General features: G+C 62.7%; 19 protein-coding genes. 6 read left to right on the top strand and 13 right to left on the bottom strand.

Annotated features, from left to right (window positions below; all coding sequences use genetic code 11):
* Nucleotides 1-10: 10 nt before the first annotated feature.
* A complete protein-coding gene (locus ACFQ6H_RS22110) occupies nt 11-1,009 on the bottom strand; it encodes an acyl-CoA dehydrogenase family protein (protein ID WP_378447833.1) in 999 nt (332 codons plus the stop codon).
* Between the two features lie 60 nt (nt 1,010-1,069).
* Entirely contained in the window at nt 1,070-1,633 is a 564-nt protein-coding gene (locus ACFQ6H_RS22105; RefSeq protein ID WP_230812473.1) for a helix-turn-helix domain-containing protein, read from the bottom strand.
* A 134-nt stretch (nt 1,634-1,767) separates the two neighbouring features.
* Here ACFQ6H_RS22105 and ACFQ6H_RS22100 point away from each other — a divergent pair, with 134 nt between their 5' ends.
* From ACFQ6H_RS22100 to ACFQ6H_RS22090, 3 genes are read left to right on the top strand one after another with little or no spacing between them, the layout of a single operon-like run.
* Nucleotides 1,768-3,159 (top strand): uracil-xanthine permease family protein, encoded by a 1,392-nt coding sequence (locus ACFQ6H_RS22100; RefSeq protein ID WP_378544996.1) that lies wholly within the window; start codon nt 1,768-1,770, stop codon nt 3,157-3,159.
* Nucleotides 3,140-4,204 carry an isopenicillin N synthase family dioxygenase gene (locus ACFQ6H_RS22095; RefSeq protein ID WP_378648611.1) on the top strand — a complete coding sequence of 355 codons (1,065 nt, stop codon included), beginning with the start codon at nt 3,140-3,142 and terminating at the stop codon, nt 4,202-4,204. The genes ACFQ6H_RS22100 and ACFQ6H_RS22095 overlap by 20 nt, the downstream gene beginning before the upstream one ends.
* Nucleotides 4,201-4,986, top strand: a complete 786-nt coding sequence (locus ACFQ6H_RS22090; RefSeq protein ID WP_378648609.1) for an alpha/beta fold hydrolase — start codon at nt 4,201-4,203, stop codon at nt 4,984-4,986. The genes ACFQ6H_RS22095 and ACFQ6H_RS22090 overlap by 4 nt, the downstream gene beginning before the upstream one ends.
* Here ACFQ6H_RS22090 and ACFQ6H_RS22085 read toward each other — a convergent pair.
* Together ACFQ6H_RS22085 and ACFQ6H_RS22080 are read right to left on the bottom strand one after the other, a co-directional pair.
* Complete coding sequence (locus ACFQ6H_RS22085; protein WP_378648607.1) at nt 4,937-6,442, bottom strand: aldehyde dehydrogenase family protein; 1,506 nt, start codon at nt 6,440-6,442, stop codon at nt 4,937-4,939. The two genes, ACFQ6H_RS22090 and ACFQ6H_RS22085, sit on opposite strands and share 50 nt — an antisense overlap.
* Nucleotides 6,429-7,772, bottom strand: a complete 1,344-nt coding sequence (locus ACFQ6H_RS22080) for a 2-oxoadipate dioxygenase/decarboxylase family protein (RefSeq protein WP_378648605.1) — start codon at nt 7,770-7,772, stop codon at nt 6,429-6,431. The genes ACFQ6H_RS22085 and ACFQ6H_RS22080 overlap by 14 nt, the downstream gene beginning before the upstream one ends.
* A gap of 30 nt (nt 7,773-7,802) precedes the next feature.
* Between ACFQ6H_RS22080 and ACFQ6H_RS22075 the strand changes: the two genes are divergently transcribed.
* Nucleotides 7,803-8,267 (top strand): Lrp/AsnC family transcriptional regulator, encoded by a 465-nt coding sequence (locus ACFQ6H_RS22075; RefSeq protein ID WP_003940830.1) that lies wholly within the window; start codon nt 7,803-7,805, stop codon nt 8,265-8,267.
* Nucleotides 8,268-8,332: 65 nt separating this feature from the next.
* On the top strand, nt 8,333-9,661 hold the full coding sequence (lat, locus tag ACFQ6H_RS22070) for an L-lysine 6-transaminase (protein WP_378648603.1): 1,329 nt from the start codon (nt 8,333-8,335) through the stop codon (nt 9,659-9,661).
* Here lat and ACFQ6H_RS22065 read toward each other — a convergent pair.
* From ACFQ6H_RS22065 to uraD, 6 genes are read right to left on the bottom strand one after another with little or no spacing between them, the layout of a single operon-like run.
* On the bottom strand, nt 9,658-12,366 hold the full coding sequence (locus ACFQ6H_RS22065) for a molybdopterin-dependent oxidoreductase (protein WP_378648601.1): 2,709 nt from the start codon (nt 12,364-12,366) through the stop codon (nt 9,658-9,660). The genes lat and ACFQ6H_RS22065 overlap by 4 nt on opposite strands.
* Nucleotides 12,363-13,172 carry an FAD binding domain-containing protein gene (locus ACFQ6H_RS22060; protein WP_378648599.1) on the bottom strand — a complete coding sequence of 270 codons (810 nt, stop codon included), beginning with the start codon at nt 13,170-13,172 and terminating at the stop codon, nt 12,363-12,365. Before ACFQ6H_RS22060 ends, ACFQ6H_RS22065 begins: the two co-directional genes overlap by 4 nt.
* Nucleotides 13,173-13,179: 7 nt before the next feature.
* Entirely contained in the window at nt 13,180-14,493 is a 1,314-nt protein-coding gene (locus ACFQ6H_RS22055; RefSeq protein WP_378648673.1) for an 8-oxoguanine deaminase, read from the bottom strand.
* Between the two features lie 53 nt (nt 14,494-14,546).
* Nucleotides 14,547-15,479, bottom strand: a complete 933-nt coding sequence (pucL, locus tag ACFQ6H_RS22050; protein WP_378534573.1) for a factor-independent urate hydroxylase — start codon at nt 15,477-15,479, stop codon at nt 14,547-14,549.
* A gap of 34 nt (nt 15,480-15,513) precedes the next feature.
* Nucleotides 15,514-15,843, bottom strand: coding sequence for a hydroxyisourate hydrolase (uraH, locus tag ACFQ6H_RS22045; protein ID WP_378544972.1), 330 nt, complete (start codon nt 15,841-15,843; stop codon nt 15,514-15,516).
* The gene (gene uraD, locus ACFQ6H_RS22040) at nt 15,840-16,358 is read right to left on the bottom strand and encodes a 2-oxo-4-hydroxy-4-carboxy-5-ureidoimidazoline decarboxylase (protein ID WP_378648597.1); all 519 of its coding nucleotides are present in this window, start codon (nt 16,356-16,358) and stop codon (nt 15,840-15,842) included. The genes uraH and uraD overlap by 4 nt, the downstream gene beginning before the upstream one ends.
* Before the next feature lie 130 nt (nt 16,359-16,488).
* Between uraD and ACFQ6H_RS22035 the strand changes: the two genes are divergently transcribed.
* Nucleotides 16,489-17,289 (top strand): tyrosine-protein phosphatase, encoded by an 801-nt coding sequence (locus ACFQ6H_RS22035; RefSeq protein ID WP_378544966.1) that lies wholly within the window; start codon nt 16,489-16,491, stop codon nt 17,287-17,289.
* Here the strand turns inward: ACFQ6H_RS22035 and ACFQ6H_RS22030 are convergent, their stop codons facing one another.
* Genes ACFQ6H_RS22030 through ACFQ6H_RS22020 form a run of 3 tightly spaced genes read right to left on the bottom strand, consistent with a single transcriptional unit; the run spans nt 17,290 to nt 18,424 of the window.
* Nucleotides 17,290-17,652, bottom strand: a complete 363-nt coding sequence (locus tag ACFQ6H_RS22030; protein ID WP_378534119.1) for a VanZ family protein — start codon at nt 17,650-17,652, stop codon at nt 17,290-17,292.
* Nucleotides 17,649-17,999: a hypothetical protein gene (locus ACFQ6H_RS22025; RefSeq protein ID WP_378534117.1), complete on the bottom strand. Its 351-nt coding sequence runs from the start codon at nt 17,997-17,999 to the stop codon at nt 17,649-17,651. The genes ACFQ6H_RS22030 and ACFQ6H_RS22025 overlap by 4 nt, the downstream gene beginning before the upstream one ends.
* Nucleotides 17,999-18,424 (bottom strand): DUF1707 domain-containing protein, encoded by a 426-nt coding sequence (locus ACFQ6H_RS22020; protein WP_378447649.1) that lies wholly within the window; start codon nt 18,422-18,424, stop codon nt 17,999-18,001. Before ACFQ6H_RS22020 ends, ACFQ6H_RS22025 begins: the two co-directional genes overlap by 1 nt.
* Between the last annotated feature and the right edge of the window lie 59 nt (nt 18,425-18,483).

Here is an 18,483-nt window from a genome sequence, read left to right as displayed (position 1 = left end):
CCGTGCATACTCAGTATCCGCTGAGTCGTTCCACGAGAGCAGTTTTGATCTCCGGTCGACCAGCCGCGACCAGAGTGAAGGTGGCTTCGCGCATGAGCCGCTCGGGGGTGTTGCTGCCGACCAGGGCGCGGCTTCCGGTCGCAGTCACGAGTGCGGCCGACGCTCGTATCGCAAGTTCCGACGCTCGGGCGCGGGCGGCTGACATGTCGCCTCGATCGCGCAAAGCGGAATCAAGTTCTGTGCGAGCCCTGGCGGCTTGTTCTTCGAAAGCGCCGGCGTCGACGCCGAGATCCGCAAGTTCGGTAACAGCGCGGCGAGTGATGCCCATGGCCATCGCGCCGTTGAGCCATAGGCCGGGTAGCTGGGTGCTCTGGAATTGTTCGTCGCTGACGACGGAACAGACGTCGGTATCGGGGATTTCGAAAGCGTCGAACACGATTCGGACGGTGTTGCTCCCGCGCGCCGCGATCAGGGGAAGCTCCTCGATCGTCAGCCCCGGCGCTTCGCCAACCGGTACAACGGAATGAACGATGGAATTGTCGAACTCGTCCCGCGCCGACACCAAGAGAACATCGACGATGCCCCAACCGGTGACGAAGGGTGCGATTCCGTCGAGGACGTAGCCGTCGTTCACCCGCTTTGCCCACAGGAGCGGCGGGCGGGGGATGGCGCCGGCATACGCAACTCCGCCGCGAATCGTTCCGGAAACGAGGCCATCCCAGTATTGTTCGCGCAGAGACATATTGGGACTGGCTGCGAGGGCTCCGACGACGCCGTGATGCTGCATCCAGGTGAACGTCGTCGCGAGGCAACCGCCGCACAAGGTTTCGAGGACGTCGACCAGTTCTTCGCTGCTGGGGCCACCGTCACCGAGGGCAGCGATGCCGTAGAAGCCGTCGGCGGCGAGCGCGTCGAAATGGCTGCTGGGGATTTCTCCGTCGGCGTCGACGCTGTCGGCGACGGGAAACAGAACGGTGTCGGCGATTTCGCGCGCAAGTTCCGGCCACATGGTCACGCTGTCAGGGTAAGCCGTGAGCGTGGGTTGTGGTGTGGAACTACAGCCGCGCATCTAGAACGAGGGAGGTGAGCTCACGATGAGGAATCTCGCGACCGCATCGGTGCGATTGAACCACCGGTGAGGGATGGTCGAGGTGTAGAGGAGGGTGTCGCCGACGTGAAGAACATGATGTTCGTCCAGTCCCACCTCGACCTCGACAGATCCTTCGAGAACGTGAATGAACTCTTCGCCGGCGTGCTCGGTGTGCTCACCTGCCTCGGAATGAGGTGCTGCCGTGATCTCGTTGGGTTCCATGGTCCGTGAGCCGGTGGAGCAGAATCGAATCACCGAATCGTGTGCCAGTTCGAAGGTTCGCCCCTCGCCGGCGCGGACGAGGCTGGACGGAGTTCGCTCACCCTGTGCCAAGAGTGCGTGCGCCGTGGTGCCGAGCGATTGCGCGAGGCGATGAAGGTTCATGACACTGGGTACTGCGTGGCCGTTTTCGGTCTGGCTCAGGAAGGGCTGCGACAAGCCCGACTTCACGGCAACCTCGCGCAACGTCAGTCCGGCTTCTTTTCGCGCCGTCCGCACGGCAGCCCCGATTGCGGTCGCTATCGCTCTCTGGTCGTCGTCCATGTGCCGAAGATAGCAGTGCTCTGGTGAAAGTTTTGATTACACAGACGAAACAAATTCGACCACGGTAAGAAATTATCGACGTGCTGAATAGTCCCGTACACGAAACACTTCCAGCTTCGGACGGAGATCGGCGCATGGCCATCCATCCTGTCGACCAGCGGCTCCCCATTGCCCGCCAGTCTGCTTTTGCTCTTCAGCACGTCCTCATCATGTACACCGGCTGCATCACGGTTCCGCTGGTTTTCGGTGCCGCCGTAGGGCTGGACCGCAGCACAGTCGCGATGCTGATCAGCGCGGACTTACTCGTTGCAGGCATCATCACGATCATTCAGAGCCTGGGCGTCGGGAAGGTCGCCGGTGTCCGGCTGCCGATCGTCTGCGGGGCGACGTTTGCCGGGCTGACGCCGATGATTCTGATCGCCAAGGAGTACGGCCTGCAGGCCGTGTACGGGTCCATGCTGGTCGGTGGTGTTGTCGGCATAGCTTTGGCCGTACCGTTCGCCAAGATCGTCCGATACTTCCCGCCCCTGGTCACCGGCGTGGTCCTCACAGTAATCGGCATCTCGTTGATCGGTGTCGCAGGAGGCTTGATCGTCGGTAACGACCCCACCTCCCCGTCGTTCGCCGACCCGAAGAACCTGGCGCTGGCTGCCGCAGTCGTCGTAGTCGCGGTGGCGTTCATCTGCCTCGGTCGCGGGATGTGGACGCAACTCGGTGTACTGATGGCACTGGTGATCGGTACCGTGATCGCCATCCCGATGGGTCTGATCGATCTGAGTGGCGTCGGCGGCTCGGCCTGGGTGGGCTTCCCGATGCCGTTCCACTTCGGCGCTCCGGAGTTTCCCGTCACCGCCGTGGTGGCGATGAGTATCGTCATGGCAGTCGTCTTCGCCGAATCGACGGCCAGCATGCTCGCCGTCAGCGAGATCACCGGAAAGCCTTTGAAGAAAGCAGATCTCGCACGAGGGCTGGTGGCCGACGGTATGTCGGGAGTTCTGGGCGGGATCTTCAACGCGTTTGTCGACACCGTCTTCTCGCAGAATGTCGGCGCCGTTGCCACTACCCGGGTGTACAGCCGGTACGTGACCGCTACCAGCGGCGCCATTTTGATCGTCCTCGGTCTGATCCCGCGAATGGGTGAAGTGGTTGCCGCCCTTCCTGATCCGGTGGTCGGCGGCGTGGGAATCATCTTGTTCTCGACGGTCGCGGTCGTCGGAATCAATACACTGCGCAAGGTCGACCTCAGCGACCCGATCAACACCACGATCGCCGCCGTATCCGTGGGGATCGGTATCTTGCCGGAATTTGCGGAGGGCATGTTCGAGCGCTTCCCGTCCTCGGCCCAGATCCTCCTCGGTAGCGGCATCACCTTGGCTGCGGCCTCGGCTTTTTCGCTCAATCTACTGTTCAACCACACCAGGCTTGGTGAACTCGCCAGGCGATCACGCGAGAGCCTCCACTCCACTGCACATACTGAACCCGCTACCAGCTCTGCAGGAGACGCCAGTGCCATCGTCACAGTCTGAAATTTTCGAAGTTCCCGTCGTCGACATCTCGCCTTACGTGCTCGGAGGCGCCGACGAGGACAGGGCGCGAGTGGCTGCCGAAGTCGACCATGCCTGTCGGACTGTAGGTTTCATGCAGATTCGGGGCCACGGTGTTCCGGCCGCTGTTTCTTCCGGCCTCGCCGAAGCGATGGACGACTTCTTCCGGTTGCCGATGGAGACGAAGTCGGGCTACCGAATCGAGGGCGCGAATCGTGGGTACAGCCCGCCCAAGAGCGAGTCGCTGAGCCTGAGTCTCGGCGTCGAATCCGCGACTCGGATGAACGACTTCTTCGAGGCGTTCAACGTAGGAACCGAAGCTCGATTGTTTACCGAACTCGAACTCTCGGAGGAGGATTACGGAATCAACCTGTGGCCCGCTGTTCGCGGATTCAGGGAGCGCGTAGAGGACTACTACGCCCACGGCGTGCGGGTGGCACACACACTGACCACAATATTCGAAGATGCGCTGGGTCTGGCCCCAGGATTCTTCGAGTCGATCACCGACCATTCCATCGACGTACTGCGGATGAACAACTACGCATTGCCGCAGGGGACGGTGACATTGGACGGCGAGTTGAAGGGAATGGGGGAACACACCGATTTCGGGCTGGTCACCGTGTTGTGGGCGGATCAGGTCGAGGGTTTGCAAGTGCTCGGGAGCGACCGACGCTGGCACGACGTCTGGCCGGAAGACGATGCGCTGTTGGTCAACCTCGGGGATCTCACCGCCCGACTGACCAACGATCGGTGGATGTCCACTCTGCACCGGGTCGCGCCGCCGGTGGTGAACGGCACCATCAAGCGTCGGCGATCCGCGGCCTTCTTTCACGACGGAAACGTCGACGCGGTCATTGCGACTCTGCCGAGTTTTCAGGACGACTCGGGCTTGGAATACGAACCCATCACCGTTCGCGATCACATCAAGGCCAAACTGGCCGGGTCGAGGCAGGGAAGGTCCAATACCGCCGCAGTTCGTGAGGCGGCTCGGGTGCTTGCGGCGGCAGAGTTCGAGGTCAAGCAGTGAGCGCTCGGAACATCGTCTTGATACACGGCGCCTGGGCAGGTGGTTGGGTCTGGGATCGTGTGTGTGGCCCTTTGAAGACCGCCGGTTTCGATCCTGTCGTGGTGGAGCTTCCCGGCACGGGGAGTTGGAACCCCGACGACGTAATCGATCTTGCCGCTGTTACCGAACATGTTGTGGCAGTGGTCGAGTCACTGGACGGTCCGGCAGTCCTGGTCGGCCACTCGGGCGGCGGCATCGTGGCCTCACAGGTGGCCGAGCGGATACCTTCGCAAGTAACGGGTCTCGTGTACGTCGCAGGGATCATGCTGCCGTCGCAGATGGATTTCGGAATGCTCTGTGCAGAAGTCGGTTTGGCAAGTCCGGTCGGAATCTCGCGTTGGCTGGTCCCCGTCGGCGACGGCGACGGAACGGCAGTTCCGCCGGAAGCCGGTGTCGCCGTGTTCTTCCACGAAGCGCCGGTCGCCGATGCGATCGGTGCAGCGCGCATGCTGGTCCCACAATTGGAGTCCGCCCGCCTGATGGCCCCGGTCTGGACCGAAGAGCGGTTCGGAACCGTGCCGAGGCGCTATGTCGAGTGCACCCTGGATCGAACCGTGCCGATCGAGGCTCAACGTGCCATGCAGAGACTTGTCCCCGGCGCCCAGGTGGTCAGCCTGGACACCGATCACGCACCGCAGTTGTCGGCGCTCCCGGAGCTGATCGACGCGATCACCGATTTCGCCCAGCAGGCGTTCAGCCGAACTCGACGCCTTGAGCCAGCGGCAGTTGGTCCGAGTAGTTGACGGTATTGGTGGCTCGGCGCATGTAGGCCTTCCACGAATCCGAACCCGACTCGCGACCGCCACCGGTCTCCTTCTCCCCGCCGAAAGCGCCGCCGATCTCCGCACCCGACGTTCCGATGTTCACGTTCGCGATACCGCAATCGGAGCCGTCGGCGGCGAGAAAACGCTCGGCTTCACGCTGATCGAGTGTGAAGATCGAGGAGGAAAGTCCCTGAGGTACACCGTTGTGCAGCGTGATGGCGTCGTCGAAATCGGTGTATGTCAAGACGTAGAGAATGGGTGCAAACGTCTCCGCCCGCACCACCTCGGTCTGTGCGGGCATACGAACGAGAGCGGGCGTCACGTAGAACCCGGAATCGCCGACGCGGTCGCCGCCGCACACCACGGTGCCGCCGTCGGCGCGCGCGGCCGAGAGGGACTTCTGCATCGCTTCGAACGCAGCCTCGTTGATCAGCGGCCCGACCAGAACAACGGAATCGAAGGGACTTCCGACCTCGAGCTGTGCGTACGCGGCCGCAACGCGCTCGACGATATGATCGGCGATCGACTCGTGCACGATGAGCCGGCGAAGTGAGGTGCACCGCTGCCCCGCAGTTCCGGCGGCGGAGAACACGATTCCGCGTACGGCAAGCTCGAGATCTGCCGACGGTGTGACGATTGCGGCGTTGTTGCCACCCAACTCGAGGAGGCTCCGCCCGAAGCGTTCGGCGACCCGCGGAGCCACGGCGCGGCCCATTCGCACGGAACCGGTGGCGCTGACCAAGGCCACCAGTGGGTTGTCGACCAAGGCCTCACCGACATCGCGTCCGCCGATGATCAACTGGTGTACGTCGATCGGTGCATCACAGTCGGCGAGTGCGCGTCGGAGGAGGGCGTCACATGCCAGTGCAGTCAGCGGCGTGGTCTCCGAAGGCTTCCAGACGACGGCATCACCGCACACGAGAGCGATGGCGGTATTCCACGACCACACCGCGACGGGAAAGTTGAACGCGGAGATGACCCCGACAACGCCGAGAGGGTGCCACGTTTCCGTCAACCGGTGTCCGGGACGCTCGGACGGCATGGTGCGTCCGTAGAGCTGCCGGGAGAGACCGACGGCGAACTCGCAGATGTCGATCATCTCCTGTACCTCGCCGAGAGCCTCCGAGGCGACTTTGCCTGCTTCGAGGGTCACGATCTCCGCGAGGTCCTCCTTGCGGTCGGTCAGTAGGCTGCCCAGCCGGCGCACGACTGCGCCGCGCGCCGGAGCGGGGACGGTGCGCCAGGTGAGGAACGCGCGATGCGCCGCGTCGACGGCGTCGTCGACTTCTCTGGCGGAGTGCTGCCGAACGGTACGCAGTTGCGTACCGGTGATCGGGGTATGTGCGCTCAGGTCGCCGGTGGGCCACTCGACACCGCACGCCGCAAGGGCGCTTTCGGCGCGATCGGCGAGGCTCGAAGAATCAGGCAGGTTCACTGGGGAGTCCTCTGTGGTTGTAGGCGGCAGTGGTTGTGGGCGGGAGTGGTTGTAGGCGGGAGTGGTTGTAGGCGGGAGAAAGCGCGGCACGTGACGCCTCTTGTTGTGCGTGGTACAGCTCGAACGGATCTTCGATGGTGTGGTCGATGGCGCCCTCCAATCGATCCTGCCCGTATTCGGCGCCGGGCGCATCGGAAACGAATCCGGTCACCGAATCGAGATTGGATGCGAAGATGCCGGCCGCGGAGGCCGGTAGGAAGTCCTCGTAGACGATGGGATCGCGGACGAGCGTCGACCCTTCGTTTCTGTACGTGAAGTAGGCCAACCCCGCCGCATCGAGTCCGTCCTCGGAGTGCGGAAATTCGCTGTCCCAGTGTGCATCCTCCGGCCTGGCGATCAGTCGGTCGTAGATCTCTCGACCGCTGCGGGTCAACGCGATTCCGCGGGCTTCCACCTCACCGAATCTGACGCGGACCGGTTCTGTGGTGATCGATCCGTCCGGCCGGCGGAAGCGCCTGTCTTCGGCCAATGCGCGAAACGACGTCTGCCGCAGAAGCAGTGGCGGTCCACTCCATCTCGGCGGGCCTTGGATGCGGTCGATCATGGTGATGCCGCGCTCGGTCATGCGGCGGTACAACTCGTCGATGTCGAGTACCCGCGGGGTGAGGTGATTGACATGTGTCGAGCCCTGCCCCGCAATGTCTGCAGCGACCGGTGAGATCGCGGCGAGTTCGCGGTACCAGGCCGCGTCGATGGGATCGGTGCCGAGCCGAAACGCGGAGGTTGCCGCGTCGACGAAGTGTGTCGCCTCGGGCTCTGGCAGGCCACCCTCGCGGCTCGATTGCCGTGCCCATTGAAGAAGTTCGGGAGAGAACAGGGTGCGGCGACGCAGAAACGCAGTGATCCGACGCTCGAGGTCGGTGTCGAAGAACCTGGAATCGGAGATGGTCAGTACCGAGGTGAAAACGCGAAACGGGTTCCGGGCGAGTTCGGCGGGATCGGTCGGGCGAAATGCCGTCGAGACAACAGGAATAGGGGAGTCCGTAAGCCGAAGGTCGTAGTAGCCGACCGGAAACATACCGAATCCGCCGAAGACGATGGCCACGTCACGCAGTTCGTCGAGGGTGCCCAGTCTGATGGCCCCGTGACGCTCGGCGCTGACCCGCGCGAGAGTGCCCAGACGCTCCGCAGAATCCGGATGTGCCGCGGCAAAATTACGGTTCACCTGCAGCGTTACGTCTACCAGCGTGTTGTAAGCGGGGACCTCCTCGCCGTACATCCGTGCAAGCGTCGCAGCGAACCGTGCACGTAGCTCCCAGGTTTCAACCATACGAATGTCCGATTGCGTTAGCCTGCGCAGGTGCGAGAAACAGAAACCAGTGACGTTGCCGGTGTGCCGGTCGACGAAACCGATCGACTCTTGATGCGTGAATTGGTCTTGGACGGGCGTGCCACTCTCGCGAGTCTTGCTGAGAAGGCTGGACTCTCGATCTCCGCAGTCCAGTCGAGAGTGCGTCGTTTGGAATCTCGCAAGGTGATTCGTGGGTACTCGGCGAAGATCGATCCGGAGGCACTCGGTCACAATCTGTCCGCATTTGTCGCCATCACTCCTCTCGATCCTTCGCAGCCCGACGATGCGCCTGCTCGCTTGCGTCATCTGCCGGCGGTCGTCTCGTGTCACTCGGTAGCCGGGAGTGAAAGCTACGTCCTCCTGGTCCGGGTGGCGTCACCTCGGGCGTTGGAGCGATTGCTGCAGGAGATCCGTACGGCAGCCAACGTCAACACACGAAGCACCATCATCCTACAAACTTTTTACGACGAATGACGGGCGTTCAGTAACTTTTACGGTGTTCTATCGACACTTTCGTAAAATTGACATAATCTTCGCGTATGAGTACTGCGATGCGAGACTTCGGTGACAGTGCGCTCTTTCCGGTCTACGAGGTGTTGAAGGCCAGCATCCTCGTCGACGGATTCGATCTGATTCTCGACGTCGAAGGGTCGAGGGGTTCCTATCTCCGCGACCTGCGGGACGGAACCGAGTATCTGGACATGTTCGGTTTCTTCGGCTCTTCCGCTCTGGGGATGAATCACCCGGCGATCACAGGCGACGAGGAGTTCCAGCAGGAGTTGGCTGTCGTGGCCTCCAACAAGCCGAGTAATTCCGACATCTACACCGAACCCATGGCGCGTTTCGTTGCGGCTTTCGCTCGAGTCCTGGGGGATTCGACACTTCCACACTTGTTCTTCGTCGACGGCGGCGCCCTTGCGGTGGAAAATGCGCTCAAGGTTGCCTTCGACTGGAAGAGTCGGTCGAACGAAAGTCGTGGATTGTCAAAAGATCTGGGGACGAAGGTCCTGCATCTGAGCGAGGCTTTTCACGGCCGCAGTGGCTACACGATGTCGCTCACCAACACCGAACCGGGCAAGGTCGCGAGATTCCCCAAGTTCGACTGGCCACGAATCGGTTCACCGTATCTCGCCGACGGCCGCGATGTCGAAGCGGCGGAGAGGCAAGCTCTGGGGCAAGCGCGCCAAGCGTTTGCCGACAACCCCGGCGACATCGCCTGTTTCATCGCAGAACCGATCCAGGGTGAGGGAGGCGACCATCACCTCAGGCCGGAATTTCTGCAGGCGATGCAGGAGTTGTGCCACGAAAATGACGCCCTCTTCATTCTCGACGAGGTGCAAACCGGGTGCGGAATCACCGGAACTGCCTGGGCTTACCAACAATTGGGTCTGCATCCGGATGTGGTGGCTTTCGGCAAGAAAACGCAGGTGTGCGGCATCATGGCTGGTGGTCGCGTGGATGAGGTGCGCGACAACGTGTTTCACGTCAGTTCCCGGATCAATTCGACGTGGGGTGGCAACCTCACTGACATGGTTCGTGCCCGGCGAATACTCGAAGTCATCGAGCAGGACCGACTGATCGACCGGGCGCGATTCACGGGCGCGCATCTCCTTGCCCGCTTGACCGAAGTCTGCGAACAGTACGTGGCGGCGACCGAGCCGCGAGGTCGTGGGCTGATGTGCGCGATCACGTTGGCAGACAGCAACCTTCGCGATCGCGTCGTGCAGCGACTACGAGAAGACGAGCACGTGATGATTCTGCCCACCGGGAAGAGGGGAATCCGATTCCGGCCCGCGCTGACCGTGACGACCGGAGAGCTGGACGACGCAGTCGATGCAGTCGAGCGCGTACTTGCTCGCGAGACTTAGGGTCTCTGCAGCTCGCCCCACACCCGGTCCGGTGTCATCGGAGTGGAGTACATCCGAACTCCACATGCATTCGCGATTGCGTTTGCCAACGCCGGTGCCACCGGATTGAAGGGTGCTTCACTCATCGATTTTGCACCGAAAGGCCCCAGCTTGTCGTACGTGTCGGCAAACAGTACTTCGGTGATCGGCAGATCCCCGATCTGTGGAACGTGATAATTGCGCAGCTGCGCATTGATCACCCGGCCTTCCTCGATGACGATTTCCTCCGACAGTGCAGCGCCCAGGGCTTGTCCCACACCGCCTTCCACCTGCCCTCGGAGTTGGGCCGGGTTCATGACGGTTCCGGCGTCGGCGGCCTGAACGGACTGTAGAATTTTCACCCGGCCGGTGTACGTGTCGACGGCGACGCGAAAACCGTGGACGTTGAAGGAGACCGAGCGGGGTGTTCCGTCGTGACGGCCGTCCGCGGTGAGCCGGCCGCCTTCGAGCAGTGTCGGGAAATCGATGCAACCGAGCGAGGATTCGACCCCGTTCGGCGAAAGATCGCGGACCTGCGCTCCGTGCCCGCTCACTCGTACAGCGCGGGTCAGTATCCGCTCACGGAGGCGTTCGCAGGCGATCAGGAGAGCCTTTCCGGCAACTACCGTTCCCGTCGACCCGAACGCTCCGGTGTCGTATCCACCGGTGTCGGTGTCGGATTGAACAATCCTGATGCGATCCACTGTCGTCCGCAATTCCGTGGCAGCGATCTGTTGATGAACCGTGGTGGTTCCGTTGCCGAACTCGGCGGTCCCGATGTTCACGACGTACCGACCGTCGACCTCGAGTGTGACGGAGGTGTCGGAGAAGTGACCGCGCGGCGGAATCGTCGCAATCATCGCAATCGCCATGCCCTGGCCGGTCTTCCAACGGGACCCGGTCGGTGCCTGTTCTCCGCGTCCGCTCGAGAGCGCACCGTCGACGAGGTCGATGCACTGGTCCAGCCCGTAGCTGCCGAACTCGAGATCGCCGTCTTCGATGTGCCAGTCGACGAAGTCGTCTCCAGGCAGGACGACGTTGCGCCGCCGAAAATCGAAGGGGTCCATGCCGAGACGCTCCGCGAGCTGATCCATGGCCGACTCGACGGCGAAGATGATCTGACCGAGTCCATAACCACGGAAGGCCCCGGACGGAACATTGTTCGTGTAAACCGCCTCGGCGTCGACGCGTTTTGTCGCAGCGCGATAGACCGCCATGGATTCGGCGCAGCCGTGGAACATGACTCCGATCGAATGGTTCCCGTACGCCCCGGCGTCGGAAAGGACGTCGATGGCGAGCGCGGTGAGAGTTCCGTCGGCGTCGGCGCCGGCACGTACCGAGACCCGCATCGGGTGCCGCGACGGTGCGATGGTGAACTGATCGCTTCGACTGAACTCGTACGTCACGGGTCTGCCGGTTCGCAGGACGGCCAGTGCGACCAGATCTTCGGTGAGTAGTTCCTGCTTCCCGCCGAAACCTCCGCCCACCCGCTTGGCGAACACGCGGATGCGGCTGCGGTCGAGGTCGAAGATGTGGGCCAACTCGTCGCGAACCAGAAACGGCACCTGCGTGCTACTTCTGATGACGAGGCGGTCATCCTCGTCGACCCATCCCACTGCGCCGTGGGTTTCCAATGCCACGTGCTGGACCCTTGCGGTTTGCCAGGTGCCCTCGACGACGGCAGCCGCATCCTGCAGCGCGCGATCCAGGTCACCGACACCATCGTGAAGTGCTGCAACCACATTGCGGGAGGCCGCGGCGATCCGGGAACTCTCGTCCTTGTCACCGTGCAGGAGCGGAGCGCCGGGGGAGCGCGCACGGTCGGGTTCGAAAACCGCGTCGACGACCTCGTAATCCACCTCGATCAGGGCGAGGGCACGCCAAGCCTGCTCAGGGGTTTCGGCGATGACCGCGGCGACGCGTTGGCCGCGGAAACGGAGAGTGCGATCGAACACCCGTGTGTCGTCGGGATCGTCGTTGCGGTCCTCGTGCCGAGCAGTCGAGAACAACACGTCCGGACTGTCACGGAAGGTGAGTACCGTCACGACGCCTGGCGCCGCTTCGGCTGCCAGCGTGTCGATCCCGGTGATGTGCGCGTGTGCGTGCGGACTCCCGAGCACCGCGGTGTGAAGCAAGCCGTTCGGCATCTCGCCCGGGGCGAAGTCCATCGTGAACTGCTCGGTACCCGTGACGATTCGAGTGGAAGCCGGCGCGGCGATCGAACGGCCTTGGGCCGAGCCCAACGCGGCCGTCTCCGTGTTCGCAGTACCCGCCAGGGCGTCACGAATCGATCTGTACCCAGTGCAGCGGCACAGGTTACCCTTCATCGAGCAGGCGAGATCGGTCTTCTGCTCCGGAGACAGTGCCGATGCCGTGACCACCATTCCTGCTGTGCAGAAACCGCATTGGAAGCCGCCCGCATCCACGAAGGCCTGTTGAGTGGGATGCAGACTCTCCGGTGTACCGAGACCGGCGGCGGTGACGATCTCGCGGCCGTCGACGCGATGGGCTGGAAAGATGCACGAGTGGGTCGGGTGCCCGTCCACGAGCACCGAGCACGCCCCACAGTCCCCGGCGTCGCACCCCTTCTTGACGGAGTTCGTTCCATGCTCGCGGAGGAGGGTTCTCAGGCACTGCCCAGGGCGGGGTTGGTCGTCGCGGGGAACTCCGTCCACCGAGTACTTCATTCCAGTTCACCTCGGATTTCTTCGGCGAGGAGCGCAGCCATCGCCTGCCGCCATGGCGCAGTTCCATGAACATCGGTGAAGTAGGCGTCTTCCGGAATCCTGTTGCGCAACGCATTCGCGAGTGTAGCGGTGTCGGGGAGCTTGTCGAATTTCAGAGCGTACGGACGTCGGGTGGCAGCGGTGACCGCCAGGGTGAAACCGTCGACGCCGCACCGGCCGGCCACGGCGACGGCCGAGCGCCCGAGCGACGTCTGCGCCAGTTTCCGCATCGCGGTGCGTGCGGTCAGTGCATGTGCGGGAATCCGGATACTGCGGATGATCTCGCCGGGGCCGAGGACGTTGCGAGAATCGTCGATGACGAATTCGACTACGGGTAACGAGTATTCGGTTCCGTCCGGGCGCCAGATCGTCAGATCGGCATCGAGGGCAGTGCACAGCGTCGTCATGGCGCCGGCCGGGAAGGACAGTGCGATGTTGCCGCCGACTGTCGCGTATCGCAGCACTTTCCACGATGCGAGCAATGCATCGGCGCACTGGCGGAAGAGCGGAACGGCGGTCCACGACGCGGGTAGTTCGGCGCGGCAGAGTTCCTCGATCGTGCAGGTGGCCGCGATCTCGATACCGTAGTCGCTGACCTCGACGGCTTCCCAATCGAGGCCCGACAGGTCGACGAGCGTGGTCAGGTGTGGCTGCGGTTCCGAGTAGAGCCAGGTGCCACCGCCGATGAACCCGATTCCGGGTGATGCGCAGGGGATCTCGGCTCGGCTTCGCGGAACCAGTACTTCGTCGACACTGTGCAGATCCATCGCGCCGTCACGCCTTTCCGAGGAGGTCGCGGTGTGCTCGTGCGACATCCGAGGCCACGACGTCCTCGTCGACGGTGGTGACTCGGCCGTCGGCAATGACGATTCGACCGTTCACGAGCAGTAACTTCAACGGGGGAGTCGAGCCGAGTACGAGCGCCGCCACCGGATCGGTGATGCCGGCATGGGCGACGGTGTCGAGCTTCCACACTGCCAGGTCGGCAAGCTTCCCCACCTCGATCGATCCGATCTCGGTGTCGCGGCCCAGAACTCGTGCGCCGCCGACAGTGCCAAGTTCCAATGCTTTTCGCACGGTCATCGCCTGCGGGCCGCCCTTGGCACGAGCCAACAGAAGTGCGTGACGCGACTCCTCGATCAGGCTGCACGCTTCGTTGCTCGCCGCACCGTCCACGCCGAGGCCCACGGTGACCCCGCCGTTCACCAGATCCACGGCACGGGCAATACCGGCTCCCAGTCGCGCATTGGAGGTCGGGCAGTGCGCCGCCGCAGTTCCGGTTCGCGCCATCGTCTCGATACCGGCGTCGTCGAGATGGACTGCGTGGGCGTACCAGACGTCCGGGCCCACCCAGCCGACGCGTTCCATGTATTCGACAGGTGTGCAACCGAAAAGCTCTTTGCAGAAGCTTTCCTCGTCCAAAGTCTCGGCCAGATGCGTGTGCATCCTGACACCGGCTTCACGCGCCAGCGTCGCGGACTCGCGGAGTAACGACTCCGTCACCGAGAAGGGTGAGCAGGGTGCAACCGCGATCTGCAGCATCGATCCGGGACTCGGGTCGTGCCAGCGATCGACGACGGCCTGCGTTCCGGACAGGATGTCATCGAGGTTCTCCACGACGTGATCCGGTGGTAGGCCGCCGGAACTCTGGCCGAGATCCATCGACCCACGGCACAGATGGAATCGGAGACCGACCTGTGCGGCAGCATTGATCTCGGCCTCGAAAACGTCCCCGGCATCGCGGGGAACGACGTAGTGGTGGTCGGTGGTGGTCGTGCACCCGGTCTTTGCCAACCAGGTGAGCCCGCCGGTGGCTGCCACGTGCACGGCGTCGGCGTCGATACCCGCCCAGACGGGGTACAGGGTGGTCAGCCACTCGAAAAGCGTCGAGTCCGCGGCCAGGCCTCGGGTGATCCATTGGTAGAGATGATGATGTGTGTTGACCAGACCCGGCGTGATCAGGCAACCACTCCCGTCGACCACCTGCGCACCCGGGTATTCGGGTGGCTTTCCGGCGTCGACGTCGATGATCTTGTTGCCCGAGATCACCACATAGCCGTCGGAGTACTCGGAGCGGTCACCGTCCATCGTGACCACATGGGCGCCTGCGACGACGAGTGTTGCCCCTGGGGCTGATTCGGTCACGACAACCAACCGGCATAGGTGGTCCAGGACGGTCCCGCGTCCGGCGCGTCGGATCGGCTGACCGCAGCTTGGATCAGCCCGTAGGGACGATCCGCAGCGTGGAACACCTCGTTGTCGTTCTCCACACCGAAGCGGCCGAGTGCATATTCGAAATGATGCTTGTTGGGTGCCGAGAGTCGAACCTCCGCAATGATCGGGAATTCCTCGAGAATTGCCTTACCGATGTGGAAGAGCGTCTGCTGCAGGGCAAGTGAATGTACCTGTGCGAACTGTTTGACGATCTGTGCCTTGATGCCCACGTAGACCGATTCCCAATCGACGTCGGTGGTGACGAAGCGCCACTGGGCGACCAACGTCGTTGCCATGACCCGGTCGTCGGTCGGCTCGAGAACCGTGTACGGATCTTCGAGAAAACCCGAGAACTCACTACCGGTCGATTTGAGGATCACCAGGTCCTTCAAGCCGCCGATCACCCATGTCCCGGTATCGGAGATGGTGATCGACGCCGTTCGAACTTCCTGACCCTTCCGGATCCAGGTGTAGTCGTGCTCGCTCCCGTCGACAACCGCACGCTCCCAGGCATATTCCTCGATCTCGATCCGTGCGCCACTGACTGGTTCGATGTCGTCGACGAAATGACGGGCGAGTTCGAGTCCGTACGTCTCGATCGAGATCAGACCCTTTTCCTTGGCATAGGAATAGGCCGTTTGCTTCTGCGTGTCGGTCGGCAGAACTTTCGACTGATCGCCGGTGAGGTACGCGTCGGCGAAATCTCCACGCAGGCAGGTGGAGACGTTGATGTCGTGGATCTCGTGACGAGGAGTGTCGCGATAGATTCGGACTACCCGATTTTCCGCTTTGCCGTACTGGTGGCCCGAGAGTTCGATGGATCCGCTCAACCGGTCGGTGTTCGTACTGCCAGTCGTCATGTTGCCGGTTGTGATGTTTTCGGTAGTCACGTGTTCAGCTCCCGCGATAGGTGGAATAAGCAAAGGGCGACAGCAACAATGGGACGTGATAGCCCCGTGCGGTGTCGTCCACCCGGAAGGTCACTGTCACTTCCGGGTAGAAGTTCTCTTGTCCGTTGGTCTCGAAATACGTTCCGGTGTCGAAAGTCAGGGTGTAGTGACCGGCGGTCAGGCCACCCGGAGCAAGTTCGGGGATGCGGCCGTCGGAATCGGTCTCGGCAGTGGTGATCGTGGTGCCGCCTCGATCACGAAGTTCGACGCGAATCCCCGCCGCGGGATTGCCCGTCGTCGCGTCGAGAACGTGCGTGCTCAGGGACTTGCTCATGCTGCGCCTCCGGCGAGTGAATCGATCAGACGGGCAAGTCTGATCCGATTGATGGCGGCCAATTCGGTTCGAAGCACGGAACGCTCGGTCGCCGGGTCGTTTCGGAGACGACCTCGAAGGATGTCGAGGAGCTCCGTTCCAGATTTCCCCGACGCGCAGACCAGGTAAACATGGCCGAATTTGTCCTCGTACTCGGCGTTCTTCTGCCGAAGTTCCGCGAGTACGTCTTCTGTCGCGGACGAAACGCCTGACTGTTCCCGGGTCGATGACGCGCTCTCGGTTCGCTCGCCGATTCGTGGGTGGCCGGACAGAGCGTCGTCGATCTCGGATTCGGGAAGCTCGGCCAGCACCGCATCTGCTTTGTCGAACAGAGCTTCCAGATCGGTGAACGGGCGAGACGAGGCGATTTCCTGTGCCCATACGGCGGAATGGCAACACTCGAGCAGCGCCGCGACTGCCTGGTGGTCACCGAGCGCATCGAAGGCTCCGAGACCACTGGAATTCGTTGTAGGCATGTCCACAGGATTACTTGAGCATGTTACGGATCTGTAGCGCAGCAATTACGGGAGATGATGTGTCTCGATCTTGTTTCTCCGGCCGCCCTTTTCCGAATCACGCTATCTGGCGACCGATACATTCATAGGTATGACCGATACTCCGAACTTGTCTTCCGTCGTACCGTCACTGGCGAACCTCCGAGACATCGGTGGCCCCGAATCGAGCTTCGGTGGCACCGTGCGCACCGGGAGCGTGTTTCGTTCCACGGACCTGGCGTCGCTCAGTGCGGAGGGCGCACAGACCCTCGCCGATCTGGGAATCGTCACGATCTACGATCTGCGCACCGAATCCGAACGTGAGACGGCGCCGGACCTGACACCGGACGGTATCCGGGAACTCGGCCTGGACGTGTTGGCGGACAAGCAGTATCGCGCCATTCCAGCTCAGATGCAGCAGATGATCGCCGACCCGGCATTCGCTGCCGAAGCGTTGGGGAGCGGCCAGGCACTCGAATACTTCCAGGGAAGTTACCGCGATTTCGTGACCTTGCCGAGTGCGGTCGCGTCGTACCGGCAACTGTTCGTCGACTTGGCGCAGCCGTCCAGTTCGCCGGCACTCGTTCACTGCACCACGGGCAAGGATCGCACGGGTTGGGCAGCGGCCGCGCTACTGCTGTTCCTGGGTGCCTCCGAGGACGCGGTCTTCGCGGACTACCTCGAAACCAACAAGATTCTGTTGCCGATGTTCGCGCCACTCCTCGAACGATTCGAGGCGAAGGGTATCGACCCCACCCTGCTCGAAGGTGTCCTCGGTGTCAGGCGCGAGTACCTGGAGGCGTCGATGGCAGAGCTTGCGCAGGTCCACGGATCGATCGAGGCCTACTTCACCGACGGCTTGAAGATCGACGCGTCGACCCAGGAACAATTGCGGAGCAACCTGCTCAGCTGATCAGGACCTGCTCGGCTCGTCGTCGCGGGCGCTTCGACGCCGCATCACGAGGCTGACGATACCGATTCCGATGGCAATGCCGAGCAGGTCGGCGGTGCCGTCCCAGATCGAACCCGAACGCGAAATGGGCAGCGCTGCTTGAAGAACCTCCGATGTCGCGGCAAAGATCACCAACCACACCGCCGTGAGCCACGCCGGGATCCGGGCGTGCAGCGAGGTGATCGCCAACACCGCGAACATCAACGTGTGGGTGATCTTGTCGGTGTTCTCCGGGCTCGACGGCACGGTGGAGCCCGGAGAGAACAGCATGATCAGAGCAATGACCACGGCTATCGCCAGCGGCCAGTATCGGCTGTTCTTCAATTCGTCTGTCCCTCGACGACAACGAGTCCGAGTGCACCTTCGGCGAACCTCGTGACGGCCTCGGCAGCTGTCGCGAGTGCCTCGGTGTGCCCGTCGCGGGCCCAGCCGGTGAGAAGGGCAGTGGAGTCGAGAGGCGTCAGAACGACCTCGGCGAGGAGCTCACCGGTGTTGGGTTGGCAGACGGCCCAGGAGTAGACGCTGTTTTCGTGCCACTGAGCGCTCCGCTGACTCACGTACTCGGGGTTGGTGATACCGCCGTCGGCAAGCGCTGGGCGGTCGTCCACACGCTCGTCTGCGCGCAACGCCCGCAGATACCAGCCACCTGCGTTGATCTCGATCGGCTCCATCAGTCGGAGCCCCGCTCGCGGCGGCGCTTGGCTTTGCGTTCCCTGTCGGTGCCGAACAGCAGCGCACCGGCAAGGGGAATGGCGAGGAACCACAACCAGGTACCGGTGACGAAGAACAGGATCACCGCGAGAATCGGGATGACGGCCATGATCCGTCCGGACCAGTCGGGGTTGAACCCTCGCTCCGCCGGTGCGTCGGGAGGCGTCACCATCGACAGGGGAGCGGTGCCGGGGGCTTGATAGTTGCCCGGTAGATCGGCGAACACCGGCACGAGTTCACTGCGAGTTGTTGCGGCACTGACGATTCCGCTTCTCTCGTCGAATTCCGTGACGGTGAGGCGCCCTGCAGCGAAGTGCTCGCTCAGGAGATCGAGTGCCTGCTCGCGTTCTGCAGTGCCGATGCGAATGTCGGGGACGTCAGCCATCGTTACAGCCTACTCAAACGACTGTGCGCCTTTCCGGTAGTGGGGACTACCGGAAAGGC

The sequence above is a fragment of the Rhodococcus sp. NPDC056506 genome, assembly GCF_042794945.1.
In the GTDB taxonomy this organism is placed as follows: Bacteria; Actinomycetota; Actinomycetes; order Mycobacteriales; family Mycobacteriaceae; genus Rhodococcus_F.
This window is presented reverse-complemented; position numbering and strand designations above follow the sequence as displayed.

Bases quoted from the DNA above. Each gene is read 5' to 3' on its own strand.
- pucL (WP_378534573.1), bottom strand. From the start codon at position 15,479: ATGACGACTGGCAGTACGAACACCGACCGGTTGAGCGGATCCATCGAA.
- ACFQ6H_RS22110 (WP_378447833.1), bottom strand. From the start codon at position 1,009: ATGTGGCCGGAACTTGCGCGCGAAATCGCCGACACCGTTCTGTTTCCC.
- uraD (WP_378648597.1), bottom strand. From the start codon at position 16,358: ATGCCTACAACGAATTCCAGTGGTCTCGGAGCCTTCGATGCGCTCGGT.
- ACFQ6H_RS22100 (WP_378544996.1), top strand. From the start codon at position 1,768: ATGGCCATCCATCCTGTCGACCAGCGGCTCCCCATTGCCCGCCAGTCT.
- ACFQ6H_RS22105 (WP_230812473.1), bottom strand. From the start codon at position 1,633: ATGGACGACGACCAGAGAGCGATAGCGACCGCAATCGGGGCTGCCGTG.
- uraH (WP_378544972.1), bottom strand. From the start codon at position 15,843: ATGAGCAAGTCCCTGAGCACGCACGTTCTCGACGCGACGACGGGCAAT.
- ACFQ6H_RS22065 (WP_378648601.1), bottom strand. From the start codon at position 12,366: ATGAAGTACTCGGTGGACGGAGTTCCCCGCGACGACCAACCCCGCCCT.
- ACFQ6H_RS22025 (WP_378534117.1), bottom strand. From the start codon at position 17,999: ATGGAGCCGATCGAGATCAACGCAGGTGGCTGGTATCTGCGGGCGTTG.
- ACFQ6H_RS22020 (WP_378447649.1), bottom strand. From the start codon at position 18,424: ATGGCTGACGTCCCCGACATTCGCATCGGCACTGCAGAACGCGAGCAG.
- ACFQ6H_RS22035 (WP_378544966.1), top strand. From the start codon at position 16,489: ATGACCGATACTCCGAACTTGTCTTCCGTCGTACCGTCACTGGCGAAC.
- ACFQ6H_RS22080 (WP_378648605.1), bottom strand. From the start codon at position 7,772: ATGGTTGAAACCTGGGAGCTACGTGCACGGTTCGCTGCGACGCTTGCA.
- lat (WP_378648603.1), top strand. From the start codon at position 8,333: ATGAGTACTGCGATGCGAGACTTCGGTGACAGTGCGCTCTTTCCGGTC.
- ACFQ6H_RS22060 (WP_378648599.1), bottom strand. From the start codon at position 13,172: ATGGATCTGCACAGTGTCGACGAAGTACTGGTTCCGCGAAGCCGAGCC.
- ACFQ6H_RS22055 (WP_378648673.1), bottom strand. From the start codon at position 14,493: ATGGACGGTGACCGCTCCGAGTACTCCGACGGCTATGTGGTGATCTCG.